This is a genomic window from Paenibacillus salivarius, assembly GCF_051307165.1.
GTDB lineage: Bacteria > Bacillota > Bacilli > Paenibacillales > Paenibacillaceae > Fontibacillus.
The window spans coordinates 557290-579211 of record NZ_CP195592.1 but is presented as its reverse complement, the minus strand read 5'-3'; the positions used below and the strand labels follow the sequence as shown (position 1 = coordinate 579211).

Sequence of the window (21922 nt, the reverse complement as noted above, 5' to 3'; positions counted from 1 at the left end):
AAAAGGTATAGAAACTCAGCCGTTAACTGAGTACTATACCCTTTGTTCTGTTAGCCTTTGCTTGCGCCGGATGTCAGACCATCCACAAGCAAACGTTGCAGGAACATAAACAATATCGTAATCGGCAAGGCGATCAACACCGCACCGGCTGAAAACAATGTGAAGTTGGTGTTCTGGTTACTGCTGACCATATCCCACATCCCGACGGCAAGCGTCCAGTTTTCCTTGGTCCGCAGTACGAGCTTGGCGAAAATGAAGTCAACCCACGGGCCGACAAACTGGGTTAACGCCATGTACGTCAGCATCGGCTTGGACAGCGGAAGAATAATCTTATAAAAGATTCTGAAGTTGCTGGCACCGTCGATTCTCGCCGCTTCATCCAAAGATCTCGGAATCGTGTCCAGGAAGCCCTTGGCGATAAAGGTTCCGCCGATCGGCGCCCCTGCGGCATAAACGATAATGAGCGCAATATGCGTATCCAGAAGCTGCATTTCACGAAGCAGCAAGTAAATCGCGATCATACTCATGAACCCGGGGAACATGCCGAGTACGAGCAGCACCGACAGCGAGTTCTTGCGTCCGCGGAACCGGAAACGGGATAACGCGTAACTCGTAAGCAAGGTGAGCAGGACGCCCAATACCATGGAGCTTACGGAAATTTTCAACGTATTCAAATACCACTGGCCGAACAAGTATGTTTTTGATGTAAACAATTCAACGTAGTGGTCAAACGTAAATGTTTCCGGAATCAACGTTTTACTGTACAAGGATTTACCCGGACGGAAGGAGCCCAAAATGACCCAAAGCGCCGGATAAAGCGCCGCGATACACAAAATGACAAGAGTGATATAGCTGGCCGTCATTCGAATTGTGTTTCTCATTTTACGTCCGCTCATTGGATCATATCCTCCTCTTTGAACGACTTGGTTCTGCGATAGTTATAAATCGAGAACGCGGCAATGATGATGAAGATGATAATACCAACGGCGGATGCCATGTTGTACTTGTTCTGATTGAGCGTCAGTTTGTACAGCCATGTCACGAGCAGGTCGGTCGCGCCTGCATATTGATAATCACCTTTAACCGGATCACCACCGGTCAACAGGAAGATGGCGTTAAAGTTGTTGATGTTACCGGCAAATTGCGTAATCAAGGTTGGAGCTGTCGTAAACAACACCATTGGCAGCGTGACGATTTTGAATTTTTGAAACCCTGTCGCCCCGTCTACTTCCGCAGCTTCGTACATATCTTTCGGAATGGTAGTCAAGACACCCAGAATGAGCAGCATCGAAACCGGAATACCTACCCACATATTGACCAGAATAACCGTCACCTTGGCCCAGGTTGGATCCGTAAGCCACGGGATTCGCCCGAGTCCGAAATAACCCAGATACTGGTTGACCGGCCCGAACTGGCCGTTAAACATATTTCTCATAACAAGCAGCGAAATCAGCTGCGGGATTGCGTAAGGAAGAATCAAAATCGTTCTCCATACCCCTTTAAAACGGATACCCTTCTGATTGATCAGCAGCGCGACGAGCAAGCCGCCGAAATAAGTCGTGACGGTCGACAAAACCGCCCAGATAATCGTCCAGGTCAAGACACCGTAGAAGGTATGGCTCCATGTTTTCAGCGCGACCAGGTTTTTAAAGGTTCCAAACCCGACCCAGTCCACCAGCATCGCAGGCGGAATATGGTTTGGCGCGGAATAGTTCGTAAATGCCAGCATCACCATGAAGATAATCGGCATCACCGTAAAAAATAAAATGCCGAGCGCTGGAATACTCAGAAAAGCAACGGCGAATTTATAGTCCAATACATAGCGAACCGACTGAATAAAGTTGTTCGGCACTTTGCCGTTTTCCCGTTCAGCCCCGATTTTGCGGGCATCGCGGATGTTCATGACGTAAACGATAAGAAAAACGATAAGAAACAACAATGTGATCAAGCTTTGAATCATGATGAAAATGGAATGATCTCCATCAACCCATTTTCCTTTTACCAGCATTCTCGGCGTATCGCCGAGCGTGACGATGCCCCAAAGCGCATCTCTAAGATTATTGATGAAGTAAATGATCCCGAATGCTTCAAAAGCTAGAAACAGTAACCCCTTGATGAATTGGCGATTATATATTTGGCCCAATCCCATGCTGAGTATCGACAGTATAGTTGCGTTATTGCGGTGCCGGCCCATTTCCCTTCCTTCTCCCCTCCACCCGTGAATCGAGGAAACGACCCGCCGCTTCTATGCGGCGGGTGTTTTATGTTTCCTCTGGGTATTGTTGTACTAATTACTGAGCAGCGCTTTGATTCAGATCTTGGATTTGCTTAACGGCTTTATCCATAGCTGTTTTCGGATCCGCGTTGTTGTTCCAGATTTCAGGCAACGCAGCGTTTACAGGAGCCCAAACGTTCGACATTTCCGGAATCGAAGGCATTGGCTGGGAGTTTTTCGCTTGCTCGGCAAATGCCGATACATATGGATCGTTCTTGATTTGATCGGATTCCAGAGCTTCCAAGTTCGTAGGAACGGCGCCGACTTTTTCGTTCAGCAAAAGTTGTGCATCCTTATTGGAAGCAAAGTTGGCAAACAATTTTGCCGCATTCGGATATTTCGTAAAGGAGTTAACCACCCATACCTTAATACCGGAGAACGTGATTGCCGTTTTGCCGGCTACCGTCGGGTATGGTGCCAAGCCGAGGTTGTCGCCCAGAGCGGCTTTGTAACCGGCCAGTTCCCAAGGACCGTTGATATCCATCGCTACGTCGCCGGAGCCAAACAAGCTGCGCTTGATGTCAGGGTTGATATCGCCGGTGTTAATCGGCAATGCTGCTTTCAAGCTTTGGAACACTTTCAGGCCTTCAATCGCACCATCGTTTGCAAGACCGATATCGTTAGGATCCGTTCCGTTGTTGCCGAACAGGTAACCGCCGGCGCTGGCGATGAACGGATAGTTGAAGTACATGTTGCCTGCTTCCCACATGATACCGTATTTGTTTTGGTCTTTGTTCGTGAACGTTTTGCTGAATTCAAGAACGTCATCGAAAGACTTAGGTGCTTCTTTAACCAGCGATTTGTTATAGTAAAGCGCCATCGTTTCGGCCGATCTCGGATAGCCGTAAAGGACATCTTCAAAAGATGCGCCGACGATCGATGCTTCGGTGTTGTTCTTCTTCGTTTCTTCTTCGAACACGTCGTTCGCAAGAATCAGACCGGATTTCGCTGCATTACCGATGTGGTCATGCGGTACGATCAGCACGTCTGCCGCCAAGCCGGATGGTCCGTCTTGCGTCAATACGCCGATTTGGTCCGTAGGAGCCTTTTCTTCGATCCGTACTTTAACGCCGTACTTTTCTTCGAACTGTTTTACGATTTCTTCCGTAAAGGCCATTTCTTCTTTACTTTCCCAAACTAACAGTTCGGCGCCTTCTTCCGGAGTAATCGCCTCAGCCCCTGCGGATGCGTTGTTGCCTGCGTTCGCATTGCCTTGCGCGTTGTTGGCCGGAGCCGGAGTATTGGCAGTGTTGTTACCGCCGTTGTTACTGCTGCCGCAAGCGGTGATGGATGCTACCAGCGACAGGGATGCGAGCAAAACCAGTGCTTTTTTTAATTTCATAAAGCTAAACCCCTCCTTGAATTTAACGTGAAACTAGTCTCTTGGAAGTTGCGCAAACGATTTCAGCGGTAAAGGAACGATTCCGACTTTTTCATCCTATTTGCCGTAAAACGCACCTTTTTTATGACTGGAAAGCGCTTTATCCTCGAGTTCATGATACAACATAGTTATCGATTAGTAAAAACGTTTGCACATACCATATTTTCATGTTTTCACTCCAATATCGTAAAATTCCTAATGAATGCTCCGAATTTCGCACATTTCCTAAATTATGCTCCGAATTTGCCCGCCTTTGGTTCAACTTGTGCAATGGTTTGAACAATGCTATAATCCTGAATCAATAAAGGCTAGTTCCGACCGGCCAGCCACGCTGCTTTAGCAAAACTCGAAGGCACTGTTATCGTAAGGGTACATCCTCGGCTTCTATAAATACCGGCCGCGGTGTGCCCTTTTTCGCTGAATCGCCGTTTTTATTTAAATTTTACGTAAACGGTTACTATAAGATACAGGTGCTCTCGTTTAGCTTAGTGGCGCATGGGTGAATAACGATAGGAACTGACAATAATTTAACTGACCAGGGAGGAAATTATACATGCTTCTGGAAGCTGTCTATCACCGTCCGAAACTGAATTGGTCCTATGCTTACGATCATGAAACGGTCCATTTGCGCCTGCGTTCCAAAAAGGATGATTTGACCGAAGTTTTCGCCTTCGTCGGCGACAAATACGTTTGGGACCAAAGCAAAGAACTGATTCCCATGACCAAATTCATTTCCGACGAGCTGTTCGATTACTGGGAATGCGCCGTCAAACCGCCTTACCGCAGATTGAAATACGGCTTTCTTCTAAAATCCGGCGAAGAAGAGATTTGGATGACGGAAAGTGAATTCTCCCAAGTTCGTCCTCCGGGACCCGACCGGATGTTTGAATTCCCGTTCATCAATCCGGCCGATATTTTTTCGGTTCCTGCATGGGTGAAGGACGCGGTATTTTATCAAATCTTCCCCGAGCGCTTCGCCAACGGCGATCCGGGCAATGACCCTGAAGGAACGCTTCCTTGGGGCGGCAAGCCGGAGCGGGACAACTTCTTCGGCGGCGATCTTCAAGGCGTGATCGACCACCTCGATCATCTCAGCGAACTTGGCATTACAGGTATTTATTTTACACCGTTATTTGAAGCAACCACAAACCATAAATACGATACCGCCGATTATATGAAAATCGATCCTCATTTCGGGGATATCGAAACGATCAAAAAGCTAGTACAAGCCTGTCATGAACGGGGCATTCGCGTTTTGTTCGACGCCGTGTTCAATCATTCCGGCAAAACCTTCGCGCCTTTCGTGGATGTCATGAAAAACGGCGAGAAATCCCGTTATAAAGACTGGTTCTCCGTTCGGGAGTATCCGCTCGAAGTCAAAGACGGGGTCCCTACTTACGACACCTTCGCATTCGAGCCGCTGATGCCGAAGCTGAACACGAATAATCCCGAAGTAAAAGAGTACTTGCTGAAGGTAGCGGAATTTTGGATCAAGGAAGTCGGCATTGACGGCTGGCGGCTGGATGTGGCCGATGAAGTCGATCATCATTTTTGGCGGGACTTCCGCAAAGTCGTCAAAGCCGCAAATCCGGAAGCTTATATTCTCGGCGAAATTTGGCATGAATCCTCCCCATGGCTGCAAGGCGATCAATTCGATGCCGTCATGAACTATCCGTTTACGGATGCGGTGCTGGATTTCGTCGTCCGCGGCAAGCTGGATGCCAAAGGCTTCGCGAATGTGATCGGCAGAGAGCTTTCGCGCTATCCGCGTCAAGCGAGCGAGGTGGCGTTCAATCTTCTGGACAGCCATGACACGCCGCGCCTGCTCACCCTTTGCGGAGACGACAAAAACAAAATGAAGCTGGCGGCGCTCTTCCAGTTCACGTACAGCGGAACGCCTTGCATTTACTACGGCGACGAAGTCGGCCTCGACGGAGATCAGGATCCCGGCTGCCGCAAGTGCATGGAATGGAATCCGGACAAGCAGGACCAGGATCTGTTCTGGTTCTACCGCAAGCTTATTGCCGTCCGCAAGGACTTGGCTCCGCTCCGTACCGGTTCGATCCATTTCCTGATCGCCGAGGAACGCGGCAGCAAACTGGCGTATGAACGGAAGCTCGGCGATGAAACCGTCATCGTGCTGCTCAACAACGACGACGTCGGCCAGACGTTCGAAGTTCCAGCTGCCGGACAAGCATGGCAGGAAGCCATGGGCGGAACGACATACCGGACGGCCGCCGGAAAACTGTCCGTGAAGTTGCCCGCATACGGATATGCGGTATTGACGGAAGTGAAATAATTTTGTAAATATGTAAAGTGTGCAGATGTTAAACCGTTTGCACACTTTCCCTTGATTTACGGCAGAGATTCGTAATTTCTACCATCTTCTTACTGCTTTATCTATTTACTTTCCGCTATGTTTCGATTAAGATTACATTGTAAAAAGCAAACGGTTCCACAGAGGAGGTTTCTATGGCTGTAACCATTAAAGACGTTGCCAAAAAGGCCGGAGTATCGCCCTCTACCGTGTCCCGGGTGCTGTCGAATCATCCAAGAATAAGTGCCGAAACTTCGAGAAAAGTAAAAGACATTATGGATCAGCTCGGGTACCATCCGAACATTATGGCAAAGAGTCTGGTTTCCAAAACGACAAACAGTATTTGCATCATGTTGCCGAAATCCGCCGAGGAGTTATTCTCCAACTTTTTCTTTATGGAATTGATCCGCGGGATTGTCACTCAGGCAAGCCGTCTGGGTTATGATGTACTGATCAGTTCCGGAGCCAATGAGAAAGAGGAAGTTGAAGGCGTCTCTAGATTGCTCAACGGACGTCGGGTGGATGGTGTTATTCTGCTTTATTCGAGGAAAGACGATCCCGTTATCGATTTTCTGCACGAGAACGGTCATCCGTTTGTGTTGATCGGTCGCAGCGAGCAGTACCCCGATATTTTGTCGGTGGATAACGATAACGTCAAGGCTTCCTATGATGCCACGAAGCATCTGATTTCCTTGGGACATGAACGGATCGGGTTCGTTAGCGGACCTCCGGATCTGGTCGTTTCCAAGGATCGGCTGAAGGGCTACTTGGATGCCCTGCATGATTCAGGACTTGAAATGCGGCCGGAATGGATTGTGGAAGGCGAGTTTTTACAAGAGAGCGGCTATCGTGCCATGTCCTTCTTTATGAATTTGCCCGACCGTCCCACTGCCATCGTCCTGATTGATGACGTCGTATCTTTCGGCGTGTTGCGCGGCCTGCATGAGCTCAAGTATAAAGTACCCGAAGATTTATGCCTGGTCAGCTTCAACAATATTCCTTTGTCTGAGTTGTCGACACCACCGCTAAGCAGCATCGATATCGGAATTTACAATTTGGGATACACCGCTTCACAGGTTGTGATCCAGTCCATCCAGAACAATAACGACAAAACCTATCAGAAGCGCCAGATCATCCCTCATCGCTTGATGATCCGTGAATCGTCCATGTATTCGATATCCAAAAAATAAGGTGGGGCACAAAAATAAAACGAAGCGTTTGCTTCTTTTATTTTTCGCTAATTGTTCAAACGTTTGCGCTAATGGAGGAGGAGAGGTTATGACCTCGATCAAAGCTTGTTTATTCGATCTGGACGGTGTGCTTGTCGACACCGCCAAATATCATTATCTCGCATGGAAACGCCTGGCCGAAGAGCTCGGCTTCGAGTTCACTGAGAAAGATAACGAACGCTTGAAGGGCGTAAGCCGGATGGCTTCCCTTGATATTTTACTCAGCGTCGGGGGTATTGAACTCGATGATGCGACCAAACTAACGCTTGCCGAACGCAAAAACAACTGGTATTTCGACATGATTTCGAAAATGGACGCCTCCGAGATTTTGCCGGGCGCGCTTGAGTTTTTGCAAGACTGCCGCAATAACGGGCTGAAAGTGGCCCTTGGCTCCGCCAGCAAGAACGCCATGACGATCCTGAACAATACGGGGCTCACTCCGTATTTCGACGCGATCATCGACGGCACCCGGACCACCAGCGCCAAGCCGGACCCCGAAGTATTTACGCTGGGAGCTTCCGAACTGGGCGTCCCTGCCGAGCAATGCGTCGTCTTCGAAGACGCCGAAGCCGGGGTTGAAGCCGCGACCCGCGCAGGTATGCGAAGCGTGGGCATCGGCTCGCCGAGCACGCTCGGCAAAGCCAATCTTGTCGTCCCTTCCCTCGCGGATATGACGGTTTCCCGCCTTCGGGAACTGGAGTCATAAATATTACTTTTAACTCAATAGGATGAACTAATGAATCCCTTTTCACAGTTCGTCTTATCTGAACAATCATAAGATAAGAAGGAGCCGGTAATCGTGAGACAATATTTAAAATTGGATGAGTGGTCGATCATAGAAGAGTCGTTTGACCCGAGTACGCATGAAATTTCCGAAAGTATATTCAGCATCGGCAACGGGTTCATGGGACAGCGTGCCAACTTCGAGGAGCAGTACAGCGGCAAATCCCTTCAGGGCAGCTATATGGCCGGGGTTTACTATCCCGATAAAACGCGTGTCGGCTGGTGGAAAAACGGCTATCCGGAGTATTTTGCCAAGGTCCTCAACAGCACCAACTGGATCGGCATCAACGTGTTCGTGAACGGCAATGCGCTGGATCTTGCCAAATGCGAAGTGAAGGAATTCGTGCGCGAGCTCAACATGAAGGAAGGTTATCTGTCCCGCCGCTTTGTGGCCGTGATGGAAGACGGCAAAGAAATCAAGGTTGAAGCGGTCCGCTTCGTCAGCATGAAACGCCAGGAAATAGGTGCGATCCGCTATGCGGTGACTCCGGTTAACTTCTCGGGAAGCATCCGTTTCGTGCCATACCTGGACGGGGACGTTCAAAACAAGGATTCCAACTATGACGAGAAATTCTGGCTTGAAGTGGAGAAATCCGCGTCAGCCGATCTTTCTTACCTGACCTTGAAAACGAAAAAGCTGGATTTCCACGTCACCTCGGTCATGGCTTACGATGTTTTCAAAAACGGCGAGAAGCTGAGCTTCACCCCTTCCCTATCGGAACGTGAAAAGTTCGTATCTTCGGAGGCGGCTTTCGACGTGAACCAAGGAGAAACGCTCACTCTTTACAAATACGTCGCCAACGTCACTTCCCGCAATCACGGGCTCGGTCAACTGGTCGAAGCGGGCACGAACTTCCTTCGCGAAGCTCATGCCGCCGGGTTTGACGTGCTTCTGAAGGAACAGGCCGACGCATGGGCCGAAAAATGGAAAGGCAGCGACATCATCATCGAAGGCGACGTTTCGGCACAGCAAGGGATCCGCTTTAATATTTTCCAGCTGAATCAAACGTACACCGGGGAAGATGACCGCCTGAATATCGGACCGAAAGGCTTTACGGGTGAAAAATACGGCGGCAGCACGTACTGGGATACGGAAGCCTACTGCTTGCCGTTCTATCTCAGCACCGCGGACTCGAACATCGCCCGCAACCTGTTGATCTACCGCTACAAGCACTTGGAAAAAGCGAAGGAAAACGCGAAAAAGCTCGGTTTCAGCAAAGGCGCCCTGTATCCGATGGTGACCATGAACGGCGAAGAGTGCCATAACGAATGGGAAATCACCTTCGAGGAAATTCACCGGAACGGCGCGATCGCTTACGCGATCTACAATTACGTGAACTATACCGGCGACAAATCGTATTTGAGCCAATACGGGCTCGAGGTGCTTGCGGAAATTTCCCGTTTCTGGGAAGAACGCGTCAACTGGTCGGACTCGAAAGGCAAGTACGTCATGCTCGGCGTAACCGGGCCGAACGAATACGAAAACAACGTCAACAACAACTGGTACACGAACCGCATTGCCGTTTGGACGATGGAATACACGCTCGAAGTATTGGATTATTTGAAAGCGAACGAAAACGCCCGTTATCAGGAGCTGATCGATAAACTCAAGCTGACGGACGAAGAAACCGCCAAGTGGAAGCACATCATCGAAAATATGTACTATCCTTACGATGCGGAACGCGACGTCTTCCTGCAACAGGACGGCTTCCTGGATAAAGAGCTGGTTCCCGTTAAAGAGCTCGCGCCGGAAAACCTGCCGCTTAACCAGAACTGGTCCTGGGACCGCATTCTGCGCTCCTGCTATATCAAGCAGGCTGACGTGCTGCAAGGCTTGTTCTTCCTGAGCGACCGTTACGACCTGGAGACGAAGAAACGGAACTTCGACTTCTATGAGCCGCTTACGGTCCATGAGTCTTCCCTGTCGCCTTGCGTACACTCCATCCTCGCTTGCGAGCTCGGATATCAGGAGAAAGCGTACGAAATGTATCTGCGTACCGCTCGTCTGGACCTGGATAACTATAATAACGACACCGAAGACGGCTGCCACACGACAAGCATGGCGGGAACCTGGATGGCGGTCATCCACGGCTTTGCCGGATTGCATGTGGCCAATGACGAGCTCGTGCTGAAGCCGTTCATTCCTTCGCACTGGAAGTCGTTCTCGTTCAACGTCATGTTCCGCGGCGCCACGCTGAAAGTGAACGTGAACGAAGACAGCATCGTCGTCGTCAACGAAACCGACGTGCCGGCGGCCATCCGCCTTTACGACAACAGCTACACCGTCAGCGCGCATGGCGAAATCCAGTCGCAAAGATCGTCCGTGACGGTTTAATCATGAGAAAAGAGCCCGCATTCCATTGCGGGCTCTTCTTTTTTGCACAAGTTGCACTTTATGCAATAATTTTAGGCGTTGCTTGCCCCTCTAACGGATAAAGTTGTATTTTGTGCAGCATTTGCAGCTTACCACGGTAACATCATCGAAAATGTTGTATATTGTGCAACAATCGCAATCCACCTGTCACTGGCAGCCGGCTGTTTCACCGAGAGAGACTTAGGGTTGCAATTTTACCCTGGTTTCCTTTTCCGGGTCTTCCGTCGTGTAATAGAACATGTAAACGGAAGCCTCTTCGCCTTTAAAGCCTTTATACACATCGATAGCCTTGTTGTTGCCGTCCCCGCTGAAATTCACCGTTACCGGTCTGCCGATCATTCTTTCTTTGCCCAGTCCGATATGCGTCTGATTCACGCCGCCGAAATGAATGTCCGCGCTTTCCGTTTCCACATATAAATTATCGTCGAGCATGTAATAGGTCCATTTCACCGGATATCCGCCGATTTGTGTGGACAACGTCTGCCGTTCCGTCGATATATTGCTCAAAAGAACCGGAGTTTTTTCTCCTTCATGCCTAACCACCTTGTGTTTTCCGATTAAGATAATCGGGGTCTCCGGCGTGATTTCCAGTTCCCCCGTTCGCTCAAAACGAAGAATGGACAGCCCCGGCTCTGATGACGGCCAGATTGCGCCTTCCATTACTTTTCCATCCACTTCCAGCTGATAATTTTGATACGGCAACGGTGCCGTTTGTTCGTTGCTCCGTACGTTTAGCTTGATTTGAGTCGGCGAAATGACCATTTCTTCTATGATGTGGTCTGTACTCCCGGCTTCCAACGGGACATTCAGCATCGTTTTGGTCGTCCCGCTTTCCATCTGATCCCGGTTCAAAAGCAGATTAAATTCCCATGGACCGTCTACGCTCTTTTCTATCTTGGTGTAGTTAAACTTGTATTGCGTCGCATCGGCCGGCACGTCGGAAGTGCCGTAAAACTGCTGTGATGTATACTCGCCATGTTCACCGGGGGTTCCGAAGGTGTTGCCCGGCAACGGCTCTACCGGGGCCCCATCCCTGTAAGCGACTATACGCGGGAAAATTTCGCGCTTAGCTTCCGTTGAAGTCGAGGGATCAAAGGTCGTTGCCGAAGAAAATAACAGTTTCCCCCCTTCTTGCCGGAAAACTTGAACCTCTACCTTTTCAATCCCGTCCCTTTGTACCGGAAAGCTTTGGATCTCCTCGGCATGGACGTCCAACGGCAAGTCTACCTTTTGCTCACTGTACTCTTGGATTTGCTTTGCGACTACCTTCACCTGTGTCATATTCTGTCCGGGTACCCAGTCGCTTTCCAAATATCCGGTATACCGGCGATTTGCCTCATCCCATTCCTGGTTATTGAATTCAATCTTACCGGTCTGCCCGTCTTCGCCGACCAGGGACATGCCTTCGATGTCCCACATTTCTCCGTCCGGACGGTCTCCGACATCCAGAGAATAGAGAATTACCGTTCGGTTCTCGTCGGCAATGGCTGTGTGAAGTGTCAATGTTACTCCGTCGCGCGACAGGGACTGTTCCAGCGGCTGCCCCAGGTTTTGGGCCAATGCGGCTTGAACGCCGCCCTTATTCCGCAAAAGCCCGCTCCAATCATACTGCACGGCGGCGTAAACCGGAACGGCTGCGAGTATGATACTTAATGAAGCGGCTAGGACAGCGCCGCGCCAGCTTTTGAATCCGCTTCGGGAAGCTTTGCGGGCACGGGCAGGATCCGATACCTTCGGAAGTGTAGCGCCGGCCTGTTCCATTCGAGTCCACATTTGTTCAAAATCAGGATACTTTTCATCTATAGGCTCATTTAATTGACGCCTCAGTATAGCTTCGATGATTTTCATAGTGATCGACCAACCTTTCTTTTTCAATTTGCACCCCGGCTTCCTGAAGCATTTTCTTCATTAGCCGAAGCCCTTTATGATGCCTGGATTTTGCCGTGCCCAACGGAATGGACAGCATATCCGATATTTCAGCCAGACTGAAATCATGCATGTAACGCAAAGTCAGGACCGCTCGAATTTTTGCCGGGAGACGCTCCAGATAAGCCTTCCATTCCTCGGCCGCCTCTCTCTCTTCAACCTGCCTGTCCACGGCTTTACCTTCATTTCCGGCAAACAAGAAGGGATTGGCTGCAATTTTTTTATAGTAGCTTTGCCGCCTTTTCAAAAAATTCAGGCAATGGTTGACCGTTATTTTCATGATCCACGCCTTCGCATGTTCGACGTTTCTCCTCGGGCTGCCGAATACAGTAACAAACACCTCCTGAGTCAGATCCTCCGCGTCGGCCGCATCATGAACCATAAAGTAGCAGGTCCGAAAAACATCCCGCTGATAGGTCTCGAACAATTCCCGGTTACTCTCCAAAACTCCAACCTCCTCTCTCGGTTAAGCTATCTTTATAACAATCGAACAATAAAAAAGGTTCATTTCGCTATAATGAGTTGCATCGGAACGAAAAAAGCCCCGGTATGAGGGGGCCTGCCCGTGATTATCCTGCGGCCATCCGCCTTAACGACAACTGCTGCGGCGTCAGCGAAATGAATAAGAGCCTGCAATCCATCGCTGGCTCTTTCTGTTTTGCACAAGCTGCACTTTATGCAACATTTATGGACGTTGTTTACTCTTCTAACGGATAAAGTTGCACTTTTTACAGCATTTTCAGGCTTATTCTCGTGAAAATGAATCCGTTTGGGGCGGTTTTGTTGTATTTAGTGCAGCATTTGCAGCTTCGAACGGTAAGTTTCCCGAAAATGTTGTACTATGTGCAACAATCGGTTTAGAAAAGAGCCCGCAATCCATTGCGGGCTCTTTCTGTTTTGCACAAGCTGCACTTTATGCAACATTTATGGACGTTGTTTACTCTTCTAACGGATAAAGTTGCACTTTTTACAGCATTTTCAGGCTTATTCTCGTGAAAATGAGTCGTTTTGGGCGGTTTTGTTGTATTTTGTGCAGCATTTGCAGCTTCAAACGGTAAGTTCCCCGAAAATGTTGTATGATGTGCAACAATCGCAACCGCCATGTCCCGCTACCGCGCGGCGAGTGAACTCAAAGAACCCTTTACGCGCCAAGGTCGCTCACCAGGTTTTTGATCCATTTGCGCGAGCGGATTCTTGCCATGCCGATGCCGAACCGGACGACCTCCTCCAAGGAAAGAACGAGGTAAACAAGGTAGACCGGCTGTTTAAGCACAAATGACAGCAAAAGCCCTGAGGGTACTCCGATCACCCAGGTTGCCGCGGACTCCATCGCAAATACGAATTTACTGTCCCCGCCGCTGTTAAGAATCCCTCCAGCCAAGATCATATTGCCGACCTTCACCCAGAGGAAACCGGCAAATACCCAGACGAGATATATACCTAGCCGATGGGCTTCTCCGGAAACGTTGAACGCCGAGACGTACCATGGCGACCCTACCGCAATCACGAGCCCGACGGCCAGGGAAACGGAGATGCCCAATCCGATGAAACGCTTGGCATACTGCATGGCGGTCTCTTCTTCCCCGGCGCCCAGCTTGTTGCCGACCATCACCCCGCCTGCGCTTGCCAGGCCCGACAGCAAACCGATGCATATGCCTTGCAGCGGGAAGGTAATGGTCATGGCCGTCATTTCCGCGGTGCCCATCCGGCTGTAAATCATGGCGTATACGGTCTCTCCCATTACCCAGATGAATTCGGTCAAAATGATAGGATAAGTCGTTTGAATAAACTTTTTCAGGAGCGGCCTAGGAATCCCGAACAGGCTGCCGAAATCCACCGAGCCCGGAAGCCTGAACTTGTACACGGCTCCAATGATCAACGCGCACTCCACGATTCGGGCGATTAACGTTGCGATAGCCGATCCTTTTAACCCCAATTCCGGAAAACCCCAATTCCCGAAGATCAGCAAATAATTCAGGACGATGTTCAAACCAACCGTAAACAAGCTGACGAACATCGGCAATTTAACATGCGTCGTGCTTCTTAAAATGGCGGAATACATCATCGTAAGCATCGTCGGCACATAACTTAGCGAGATGATCTGCAGAAAAATGTATCCCTCTCCCAAAATCCGCTCATCCGTCGTAAACAATCCCAGGCAAAGCTGGGGCTTAAAAAATACGAGCAGCGTGAACAGAAATGAAAGCGCGAATCCGGCCAACAGGCCGATGCCGAGCAATTGGGAGATGCTCTTGCGGTCCTGTTTTCCCCAAAACTGGGCCGCATAAATCGAAACGCCTGCCGAAAGACCGGCCAGTACAACGGAGATGACTCCGTATATTTTCGTGGCCATACCGACGGAAGCGATCGCCACATCGCCCAACTGTCCCACCATCAGCTGGTCCGTAAGCGTAAGCAAAGACATGATCAGGCTTTGCAGCGTTACCGGAAGGGCTATTTTATATGCGTTCTTGTAAAAATCCTTTTTTAACTCATCGCTCATTTACCCGATCCCCCATATTCAAACCGCTTTTAAATAGCGCAGCAAGGTGTAATTATCCTTTGGCTCCACTTCGACCACCTTAAATTTTTTGGCAAAATCGAGCTTGGTGTATCCTTCTCCATCGACCAGCGTAATATTGGACGCCCCGCCGATGATGATCGGAAGCTGCATCAGGATGATCTCGTCGACCAGATCCTGATTGAACACATGCCAATTCAGAAAGCCTCCGCCCTCTACCATCAGGCTGTTGATGCCGTACTTTTCCTCCAGCAGGGTGAACAATTGACCGAAGTCCACCTCGTCTTTTCCGCAAATCAGGCATTCCTTGCCCCGTTCCCTCAACTGATCGATCTTGCGTTCATCCTTGCCGCTCTCCGTCGTGACAAGCAGGGTCCGTCCCCCATCCGTCAGCACGTTGCTATCCATCGGAATATCCATGTTTCTTGTAGGGATGATCCGCATCGGATTCTTGTTCTCTTCATAACGGTTCGTCAAAAAGGGGTTATCCGTCGTGATCGTATTTTTCCCGACCATAATCCCGTCCACCTTGCCCCGAAATTTATGAATATACTCCATATCCGGATCATCAAAGAGGCTGAACAAGGGCTTGCTGGACTGCCCCGGACCCAATGTCAGCTTTCCGTCGATTGAAATTTGGCTAAATACGCTCGTTTTCATGGATCATCCCTCATTCCTTATATTTTTTTCGTTTACAGGACTCCGGCAGACGGTTTGAAGTGTTGATTCATCGCGCGCCATGCGGACGCTTCGCCTTCTTCCTCCAAAATGAGCAGACCGGCCCGGACCGCCTCCCAAACCGAGGCCATCGCAGGTTCGATCGGCATGGACCGGCTCTCTTCCAACAATGTCGTGAGTGCTCTCCTATTCTCGCCGGTCAAGTCCTTCAACCTCTCGCGCGCTTTTGAATGAACGGGAATCCGCTGAACCTCCGTCCCCCATTTCATTTGGCTCTCCGCACTAAGCATGAAGGTCGCAAAGGAGACAATCTCCTCCCGAAGCTCCGATTCCAGCGAATAACCGGGAAAAACAAGGCCGATCGCCGACGACATGGAAATGGAAGGACGGCCCTGAATGGAAGGAAGCCTTGAAACGCCCAACTTGTTCTTCATATGACGATCCAGGTGATTATATATCCACTCCCCGCAGATGATCGCGCCGATTTTCCCGTCGATAAATCCCTCCAGCAGCTCCGTCGAACCGTTCATGCTGGCCAAGAGGCCCCGGTTCATCCGGCTCCGGACATCCTGCAGCGCCCGTATCATCTCGCCTTCGGGAAGACAAGGCGTGCCGTCCCGCATGGGCCAACCGCCAAATGCCGTCAAAAAGGGCATGAACCAGTAAGGCTCCCGCAAATCGGCGGCGGCGGGTATAATGCCTTTCTCCTTCAATCCGTCTCCCAATTGTTCGATCTCTTCCCAAGAGACTGGCGGCTCGGGGTAAATTTCACGATTATAAAAAAGCACCAAATGATTGCCCGTAAGCACCGGCAAGCCATAGGCTATTCCTTCGGACCGCATGGACTGGGCAAAGTCGGAGCCATGTGCGGCCGCCAAGGACAGCAATTCTTCCGGTACTTTGGAATACTTCGCCTTCTCCCCGAATCCGGCCATATCCGCGGGGACCAAGGCCATGTGAGGGGCCTCTCCTCCCTCGCCCACCCGATTTAACCGGGTGACCAACTCCGAAATATTCATCACTTCGGGTATCACCTCAATGCCATTTTGCAGGGAGTATTCACGGCATAAACGTTCCAAAAGTTCAATAGAGGTATCCCCCGGTCCGTCAAACTCGTGCCAAATTATCAGCTTATTCGGATGTGATTCCATCTTTGCACCTGCCTCCATATCTTTAAATTTTGATCTGGGGATGATAGAAAACCATGCCCTGATAAGGTTGGAGTAACCACTTGTTTTGTCCGCCATCTGCGGAGGACAGCCCTGCCGGCTCCGAATCGGCCAAGCTGTCGATCAAGATCGTCCATCCATGCGATGCGGGACATACGGCATCCAGGTTTACGGTTTGCGGTATCCCGGGACTTAAATTGAAACAGCCGACAAGCAGCTCGCCTCCCGATAAATAGGCGTAGATCAACACTTCGCCCTGGGCATCGGGTATGAAAAAGTTTTGGGGCCGAATCAGATCATCCAATTGGTTTTTGCATGAATACAAGCGGCTCAGCAGGGGAATCATCGGCATCGGATGAGTCCAGTTAATGGTTAACCGGTTGAAAAACGCCCGCGGGATATCCGCGCCTCCCGTATTGTCTCCGAGCCCGCAGTTCAGCGGCTGCTCTTCGTTCATCTCCATTCCCGTCGTTAAAAAGGGAACGGCGTTCGGCAAAAAGCCGTTAAAAACGCTCATCATCCGCGCCAGCGGAATTCCCCCGCGGCTGGTGATTCTCGGCGTGTCGGCCGTTTCGGAGCAGGCAAAAACGTGAATGGCCAATTCCGGAAGCTCCTTAAGATAAGCCTGCAGCGTCTCTATGGAGATATCCGTCATGATATTCCAGCCGCTGCCCAGCATGATGTTATAACCGGTACTCGCCGCCTTTCGGTGGTTGCGGTTGAACAAATCTTCGCTGATCAGGATGGCGTTCGGCCTGATTTCCCTGATTCTCCGGAACATTTCCTCGAGAAGCGCCACAGGCAAAACATGGCCGATGTCGATGCGGAACCCGTCGATGCCGTAAGTATGTAGGTTGAATTCAATGGCTTCCACCAGCATGTCCCACAATTCCCGGTTCGGTTCCGTTCCGGGGTACATATTGCATTTGATCGTATCAAACAGCACATACGGCGGTTGATCCGGCGGAATCAGATGCCGGACTTGCGGCGACACATCCTTGAACAGCCTGTAAAAAGCAATGTCCGTCCAAATCGGCTGAATGTCATTGATCCAGTCGGAATGGGCCGGCGCCGTCGTAATTCCCATCTCCGCCTCCACGAGAGAAAGCAGCGGCTCGCCGGATTGCCGGGCACGTTGCTTCAGGCGCTGCCATAGCAGCGGATTCAACTCGTTCGGCGGCAACGAAAATTTGCGTAGAAACGAAGACGTTTCCGCACTGCGATAGACGGTTTCCAGCTTGTCCGGAAGGCATTCTTCGAAAAACCCGAGCTCCGGAATGTGCGGCGGACGGAAACCGTCCAGATGTTCTTTGCCGATCCAGTAGACCCAGTCCGGATGCTCTTCAATAATTTCGCTGTCCCTGGCGGTTACCCGGGGGATAAAATCCACGACGACTTTCATGCCCAGCAGATGGCAAGCTTCAACGAGCGAGCCCATTTCGTCTTGAAGCGAAAATTCGCCGATACCGTCCAGCAAAGGATCGTGCAATTCGGGGTCCAGATCAAACAAGGAATGAACCGCATAGGGGGAACCGACATCCCCTTTCCAATGCATCCGGCTGTACCTGGTGACCGGCAGCAAATACAGAATATTTACTCCCATCTTTTTAAGCAGCGGGAGAAGGATCATGAACCGCAGAAAGGTTCCCGATTGAATGCTTCCGTCATGGCGGTAGTCCCATGCCGCGGAATAACGGACCAGCGACGAATAAATGACGCTGCGGTCCAGATCTCTCCCTTCCGAGAAGGCATGGGATTGCGACAATTGAAAGAGGTAATTAAGATGATGCAGGAAAAAGGGTATCGGCTCTACTTCGATTTCATTATTTTTTTCGCTCAAAATATCCGGGTATCGGCATTCGTTCCATATCGCAGGTATCCAGATCGAAGGCAGTTCTTCGCGCTGGCGGGAGGCCAGAAACCGGTACAAGTATTTCAATTTCTCTTGGCGTGCCATTACACAGCCATCCCCTTTCTCGGAATTTCCGTTCAGAACGCGAACACGGTTTTCATCGTTTCCGACGGCAGAACCTTTCCCGTTGATAGTTCATAGCCTAAAAGCTCGTTAATGGCCGTCTCATGATGTTTCAGCGGATAGCGTTTCGTCACCAAAGACGAAAGCTCGGGATGATTCGCCGCAAATTGCAGCGCCTCTTCAAAGGTATTCAGGTATTCTCCGGCACCGATCATCTTCACGGCGTTCTGCGTGTAATGCGTGGGGGTCAACAGATACTGATAACCTCCGTTAATGCCGAAAGGAACGATTCTCCCGCCGCGTTCTACCCATTGCTCCGCAAGGCCCATTTGAGTTCCGACCGTATCGATGACGACATCGTATTTCCCGGATTCCCGCATTCGGAAACCTGTGTCGTCCGTTAATTCCTCCGGCGTGACCACCTCCCCGGAGAACTGTCGCGAAAACGAAAGCCTGTACGGATTGATTTCCGTCGCCATCGTGATGCATCCCAAGGCTCTGCTTACGATTTGACACAGCAACCCCATCGGGCCGGATCCCAATATCAAAACCCGGTCTTCCCGGGTCACCCCGGCTTCCTTGAAATTGTGCAGCACGCATGCAAGAGGCTCTACAAGAACCGCAGCCTCCCAACTCATACGATCCGGTAACTTGTGAACAAAAGACTCGTCGGTAACGAAATAGGGGGCAAACGTTCCGGATATATTCAGACCGGCGATCGGCATCCCTTGTCCATCCGGACCGATGCAGAGATGAAGCCGCCCTTTCCGGCAGAACCGGCATTTCCCGCAGCTTTGGTTAGGGTCGATCACGACGCGGTCCCCTACTTGAATCCGGCTGACCGCTGACCCGATATCAACGACAGTCCCAACCGCCTCGTGGCCGCGAATAACGCCCGGAGATCCCGGTTCCTTTCCGGAAATAACGGCAAGATCGGTGCCGCAAATGCCTGTCAGTTCGATTTGTATCTTGACGTCGCCCGGCTTGCAGCATGACGGACACTCCTGTTCGACAAGCCCCAATCTCCCTTGTTCCGTCCAGACCAATGCCTCCATTTGTGATTCCCTCCCTTCCTGTCATGGATGATTCCTATCTTTGTTCAAACGTTTGCACAAAACGCTTGAACACATCTTATCACAGATATTTGTAAAAGTAAGGGAAATTTTGTCGAATGCTTCCTGGTATTTTCAGAAACCTTATGTAAGTTTGTTTTGTTTCATTATGTTTCTGCAAATCCAAAAAACCGCAGGCGCCCACTCTGTCGTGTTCATCCTGCGGTTTCTCGATTCTGTTAATTTGGTTCTTGATTTTCCGAATTACCTAGCTACCAATACGACCATGCCGATCCCATGAACCTCCAGCTTGCGTCCGGCAAGCTTTTGCACGAATTCACCGCCGTAATGCACTTCCCATGCCGCACCGAGATCAGGCACATCGAGAGCGACAGGGTTCGTATTCGCATTATAAAGCACATATAAATGACGGTCCGGGTCTCCTCCGGCATGATTGCGCAGCGTGTAAGCCACGGTATGCGCCGGAGCCTGCTCAAAGTACAAGTGCTCCCGGATTTCCCGCGCGGTTCTGAGCCGGAAAGCGGGATGGGATTTCCGAAGCTTGATCAGGCTTGCCACATACAGCACATCATTCTGATGGTCGGCACAACGGTTCCAGTCCAGCCAGTTGACCTCGATCGGCGACTTGTAGCTGTTCTCCACGCCGCCTTTGGACCTCATGAACTCCTGACCGGCATGAATGAACGGGATGCCCTGGCTGGTCAGAACGATGGCCGAGGCCAAACGGTGCATTCTGCGGCGCTGCTCCTTCGGCTCGCGGCCGGCGGACAGGGTCAATTTATCCCAAAGGGTATGATTGTCATGGCATTCCACGTAATTGACGTTTTGGACCGGTTCATCCGCAAACTGTCCGATCGGGCCGCCGAAACGGATTCCACCGACAACGCCGCGTTTTACGCCGTCTTCAAGACCGTCGCCGCGGCTGACAAAGCCTTTGGATTCGTGGATGAACGTATCCCCTTTGACCGCATCCCGGGTACCGTCGTTAAAATGGGCGATGCCCGGCATTTTTCCGGCATTCCCCTGATGGGCCCTCTGCCCTTCCGGCAGTACGGTATCCATCTTCCAGCCTTCGCCGATCGTGATGATCGAGGGATCGATTTCATCCAGGCGGAGCCGGATTTCATTCATCGTGTCCACGTCGAGCAAACCCATGAGGTCGAAGCGGAAGCCGTCGATTTGGTATTCGCGAACCCAATGGAGAACGGATTCCACGATGAATTTCCGCATCATCGCCCGCTCGGAAGCGCACTCGTTCCCGCAGAACGACCCGTTGGAAAATGTTCCGTCCTCCTTGTACCGCAGATAATAGCCCGGAACCAGCTTGGTAAAGTTGACCAGATAACCGTCATACACATGGTTATAAACGACGTCCATGACGACGCGCAGGCCCCGGTCATGCAGCTTCTGAACGCATTGCTTCAACTCCGTGATCCGGGACGCCGGAGCGTACGGATCCGTGGCATAAGAACCTTCGGGAACATTATAGTTTTTCGGATCATAGCCCCAGTTGAAATGCGGCTCATCCAGCTTCGTCTCGTCCACGCTTTCCGTGGAGTAATCGTAGAACGGCAGCAGCTGGACATGCGTTACGCCCAGTCCGGCAATGTGATCAAGCCCTGTCGGGATTCCTTTCGGACCCTTGGTCCCTTCTTCGGCAAGGCCGAGGAATTTCCCCTTATGCTGAATCCCGCTGTCGGGATGAATCGAAAGATCACGGACGTGAAGCTCATATATTACCGCATCAAGAGACGCGTCGAGCGGAGGGAGCGCTTTCGGAGAATCCCACCCCTTCGGATTTGTTTTTTGCATATCAAGGACCACCGCTCTGTCGCCATTGACGCCGACCGCTTTGGCGTAAGGATCTGCCGCTTCATTCCATTGCGTCCCCACTTTTACCTTGTAAGTGTAATACACCCCGTCGTAATCCCCGGCGGCTTCAAGGAGCCATGTCCCGCGGGAATCCCGTGTCATCGCCCGTTCCTTAACCGGCAAACTGTCCCAGGAGGAATAAAAAACCACCTTCGCCTCGGAAGCCGTCGGAGCCCAGAGCCGGAATTTTGTTTTCTCCGGCGTATATGTTACGCCAAGATCATCGCCATCATAATAAAACTGCTCATCAAAAGCTTTGTCAAAAACGGAAACGCCTCCAGTCACCGCCGGATCACCGTAATCTATCTTTACATCGATCTCTTTCTGTACCGCCAAAGGAATCACTCCA

At 50.8% G+C, this 21922-nt stretch carries 15 protein-coding genes; 4 read left to right on the top strand and 11 right to left on the bottom strand.

Annotated elements, in window-relative coordinates; all coding sequences use genetic code 11:
* Nucleotides 1-50: 50 nt before the first annotated feature.
* The 3 genes from ACSFXJ_RS02590 to ACSFXJ_RS02580 all read right to left on the bottom strand — a co-directional run bounded on the left by ACSFXJ_RS02590 (nt 51) and on the right by ACSFXJ_RS02580 (nt 3617).
* Nucleotides 51-896 carry a sugar ABC transporter permease gene (locus ACSFXJ_RS02590; RefSeq protein ID WP_435923671.1) on the bottom strand — a complete coding sequence of 282 codons (846 nt, stop codon included), beginning with the start codon at nt 894-896 and terminating at the stop codon, nt 51-53.
* Nucleotides 893-2194, bottom strand: a complete 1302-nt coding sequence (locus ACSFXJ_RS02585; protein ID WP_435923670.1) for a carbohydrate ABC transporter permease — start codon at nt 2192-2194, stop codon at nt 893-895. The genes ACSFXJ_RS02590 and ACSFXJ_RS02585 overlap by 4 nt, the downstream gene beginning before the upstream one ends.
* Nucleotides 2195-2291: 97 nt before the next feature.
* Nucleotides 2292-3617 carry a sugar ABC transporter substrate-binding protein gene (locus ACSFXJ_RS02580; protein WP_435923669.1) on the bottom strand — a complete coding sequence of 442 codons (1326 nt, stop codon included), beginning with the start codon at nt 3615-3617 and terminating at the stop codon, nt 2292-2294.
* 592 nt (nt 3618-4209) lie between these two features.
* Here ACSFXJ_RS02580 and ACSFXJ_RS02575 point away from each other — a divergent pair.
* From ACSFXJ_RS02575 to ACSFXJ_RS02560, 4 genes are all read left to right on the top strand, one after another.
* Nucleotides 4210-5955, top strand: coding sequence for an alpha-glycosidase (locus ACSFXJ_RS02575; RefSeq protein ID WP_435923668.1), 1746 nt, complete (start codon nt 4210-4212; stop codon nt 5953-5955).
* A gap of 173 nt (nt 5956-6128) precedes the next feature.
* Nucleotides 6129-7163, top strand: a complete 1035-nt coding sequence (locus ACSFXJ_RS02570; RefSeq protein ID WP_435923667.1) for a LacI family DNA-binding transcriptional regulator — start codon at nt 6129-6131, stop codon at nt 7161-7163.
* An 88-nt stretch (nt 7164-7251) separates the two neighbouring features.
* On the top strand, nt 7252-7908 hold the full coding sequence (gene pgmB, locus ACSFXJ_RS02565) for a beta-phosphoglucomutase (RefSeq protein ID WP_435923666.1): 657 nt from the start codon (nt 7252-7254) through the stop codon (nt 7906-7908).
* 93 nt (nt 7909-8001) lie between these two features.
* The gene (locus tag ACSFXJ_RS02560) at nt 8002-10320 is read left to right on the top strand and encodes a glycoside hydrolase family 65 protein (RefSeq protein ID WP_435923665.1); all 2319 of its coding nucleotides are present in this window, start codon (nt 8002-8004) and stop codon (nt 10318-10320) included.
* Nucleotides 10321-10539: 219 nt separating this feature from the next.
* On the opposite strand, the gene ACSFXJ_RS02555 is transcribed toward ACSFXJ_RS02560, so the two are convergent.
* The 8 genes from ACSFXJ_RS02555 to pulA form a co-directional block, all read right to left on the bottom strand.
* Nucleotides 10540-12120: a DUF4179 domain-containing protein gene (locus tag ACSFXJ_RS02555; protein WP_435923664.1), complete on the bottom strand. Its 1581-nt coding sequence runs from the start codon at nt 12118-12120 to the stop codon at nt 10540-10542.
* Between the two features lie 46 nt (nt 12121-12166).
* A complete protein-coding gene (locus ACSFXJ_RS02550) occupies nt 12167-12730 on the bottom strand; it encodes an RNA polymerase sigma factor (protein WP_435923663.1) in 564 nt (187 codons plus the stop codon).
* Between the two features lie 696 nt (nt 12731-13426).
* Nucleotides 13427-14788, bottom strand: a complete 1362-nt coding sequence (locus tag ACSFXJ_RS02545) for an MATE family efflux transporter (protein ID WP_435923662.1) — start codon at nt 14786-14788, stop codon at nt 13427-13429.
* 18 nt (nt 14789-14806) lie between these two features.
* Nucleotides 14807-15466, bottom strand: a complete 660-nt coding sequence (locus ACSFXJ_RS02540; RefSeq protein WP_435923661.1) for a RibD family protein — start codon at nt 15464-15466, stop codon at nt 14807-14809.
* Nucleotides 15467-15498: 32 nt separating this feature from the next.
* Nucleotides 15499-16635 carry a sugar ABC transporter substrate-binding protein gene (locus ACSFXJ_RS02535; protein ID WP_435923660.1) on the bottom strand — a complete coding sequence of 379 codons (1137 nt, stop codon included), beginning with the start codon at nt 16633-16635 and terminating at the stop codon, nt 15499-15501.
* Between the two features lie 22 nt (nt 16636-16657).
* Complete coding sequence (locus ACSFXJ_RS02530) at nt 16658-18610, bottom strand: alpha-amylase (RefSeq protein ID WP_435923659.1); 1953 nt, start codon at nt 18608-18610, stop codon at nt 16658-16660.
* 32 nt (nt 18611-18642) lie between these two features.
* Complete coding sequence (locus ACSFXJ_RS02525) at nt 18643-19683, bottom strand: zinc-dependent alcohol dehydrogenase (RefSeq protein WP_435923658.1); 1041 nt, start codon at nt 19681-19683, stop codon at nt 18643-18645.
* A gap of 261 nt (nt 19684-19944) precedes the next feature.
* Nucleotides 19945-21909 carry a type I pullulanase gene (pulA, locus tag ACSFXJ_RS02520; RefSeq protein WP_435923657.1) on the bottom strand — a complete coding sequence of 655 codons (1965 nt, stop codon included), beginning with the start codon at nt 21907-21909 and terminating at the stop codon, nt 19945-19947.
* Nucleotides 21910-21922: the final 13 nt, after the last annotated feature.

Coding starts and splice junctions, on each gene's coding strand:
- ACSFXJ_RS02555 (WP_435923664.1), bottom strand. CDS start 12,120: ATGGAACAGGCCGGCGCTACACTTCCGAAGGTATCGGATCCTGCCCGT.
- ACSFXJ_RS02535 (WP_435923660.1), bottom strand. CDS start 16,635: ATGGAATCACATCCGAATAAGCTGATAATTTGGCACGAGTTTGACGGA.
- ACSFXJ_RS02540 (WP_435923661.1), bottom strand. CDS start 15,466: ATGAAAACGAGCGTATTTAGCCAAATTTCAATCGACGGAAAGCTGACA.
- ACSFXJ_RS02575 (WP_435923668.1), top strand. CDS start 4,210: ATGCTTCTGGAAGCTGTCTATCACCGTCCGAAACTGAATTGGTCCTAT.
- ACSFXJ_RS02525 (WP_435923658.1), bottom strand. CDS start 19,683: ATGGAGGCATTGGTCTGGACGGAACAAGGGAGATTGGGGCTTGTCGAA.
- ACSFXJ_RS02590 (WP_435923671.1), bottom strand. CDS start 896: ATGAGCGGACGTAAAATGAGAAACACAATTCGAATGACGGCCAGCTAT.
- pgmB (WP_435923666.1), top strand. CDS start 7,252: ATGACCTCGATCAAAGCTTGTTTATTCGATCTGGACGGTGTGCTTGTC.
- ACSFXJ_RS02570 (WP_435923667.1), top strand. CDS start 6,129: ATGGCTGTAACCATTAAAGACGTTGCCAAAAAGGCCGGAGTATCGCCC.
- ACSFXJ_RS02530 (WP_435923659.1), bottom strand. CDS start 18,610: ATGGCACGCCAAGAGAAATTGAAATACTTGTACCGGTTTCTGGCCTCC.
- ACSFXJ_RS02580 (WP_435923669.1), bottom strand. CDS start 3,617: ATGAAATTAAAAAAAGCACTGGTTTTGCTCGCATCCCTGTCGCTGGTA.
- ACSFXJ_RS02585 (WP_435923670.1), bottom strand. CDS start 2,194: ATGGGCCGGCACCGCAATAACGCAACTATACTGTCGATACTCAGCATG.
- ACSFXJ_RS02545 (WP_435923662.1), bottom strand. CDS start 14,788: ATGAGCGATGAGTTAAAAAAGGATTTTTACAAGAACGCATATAAAATA.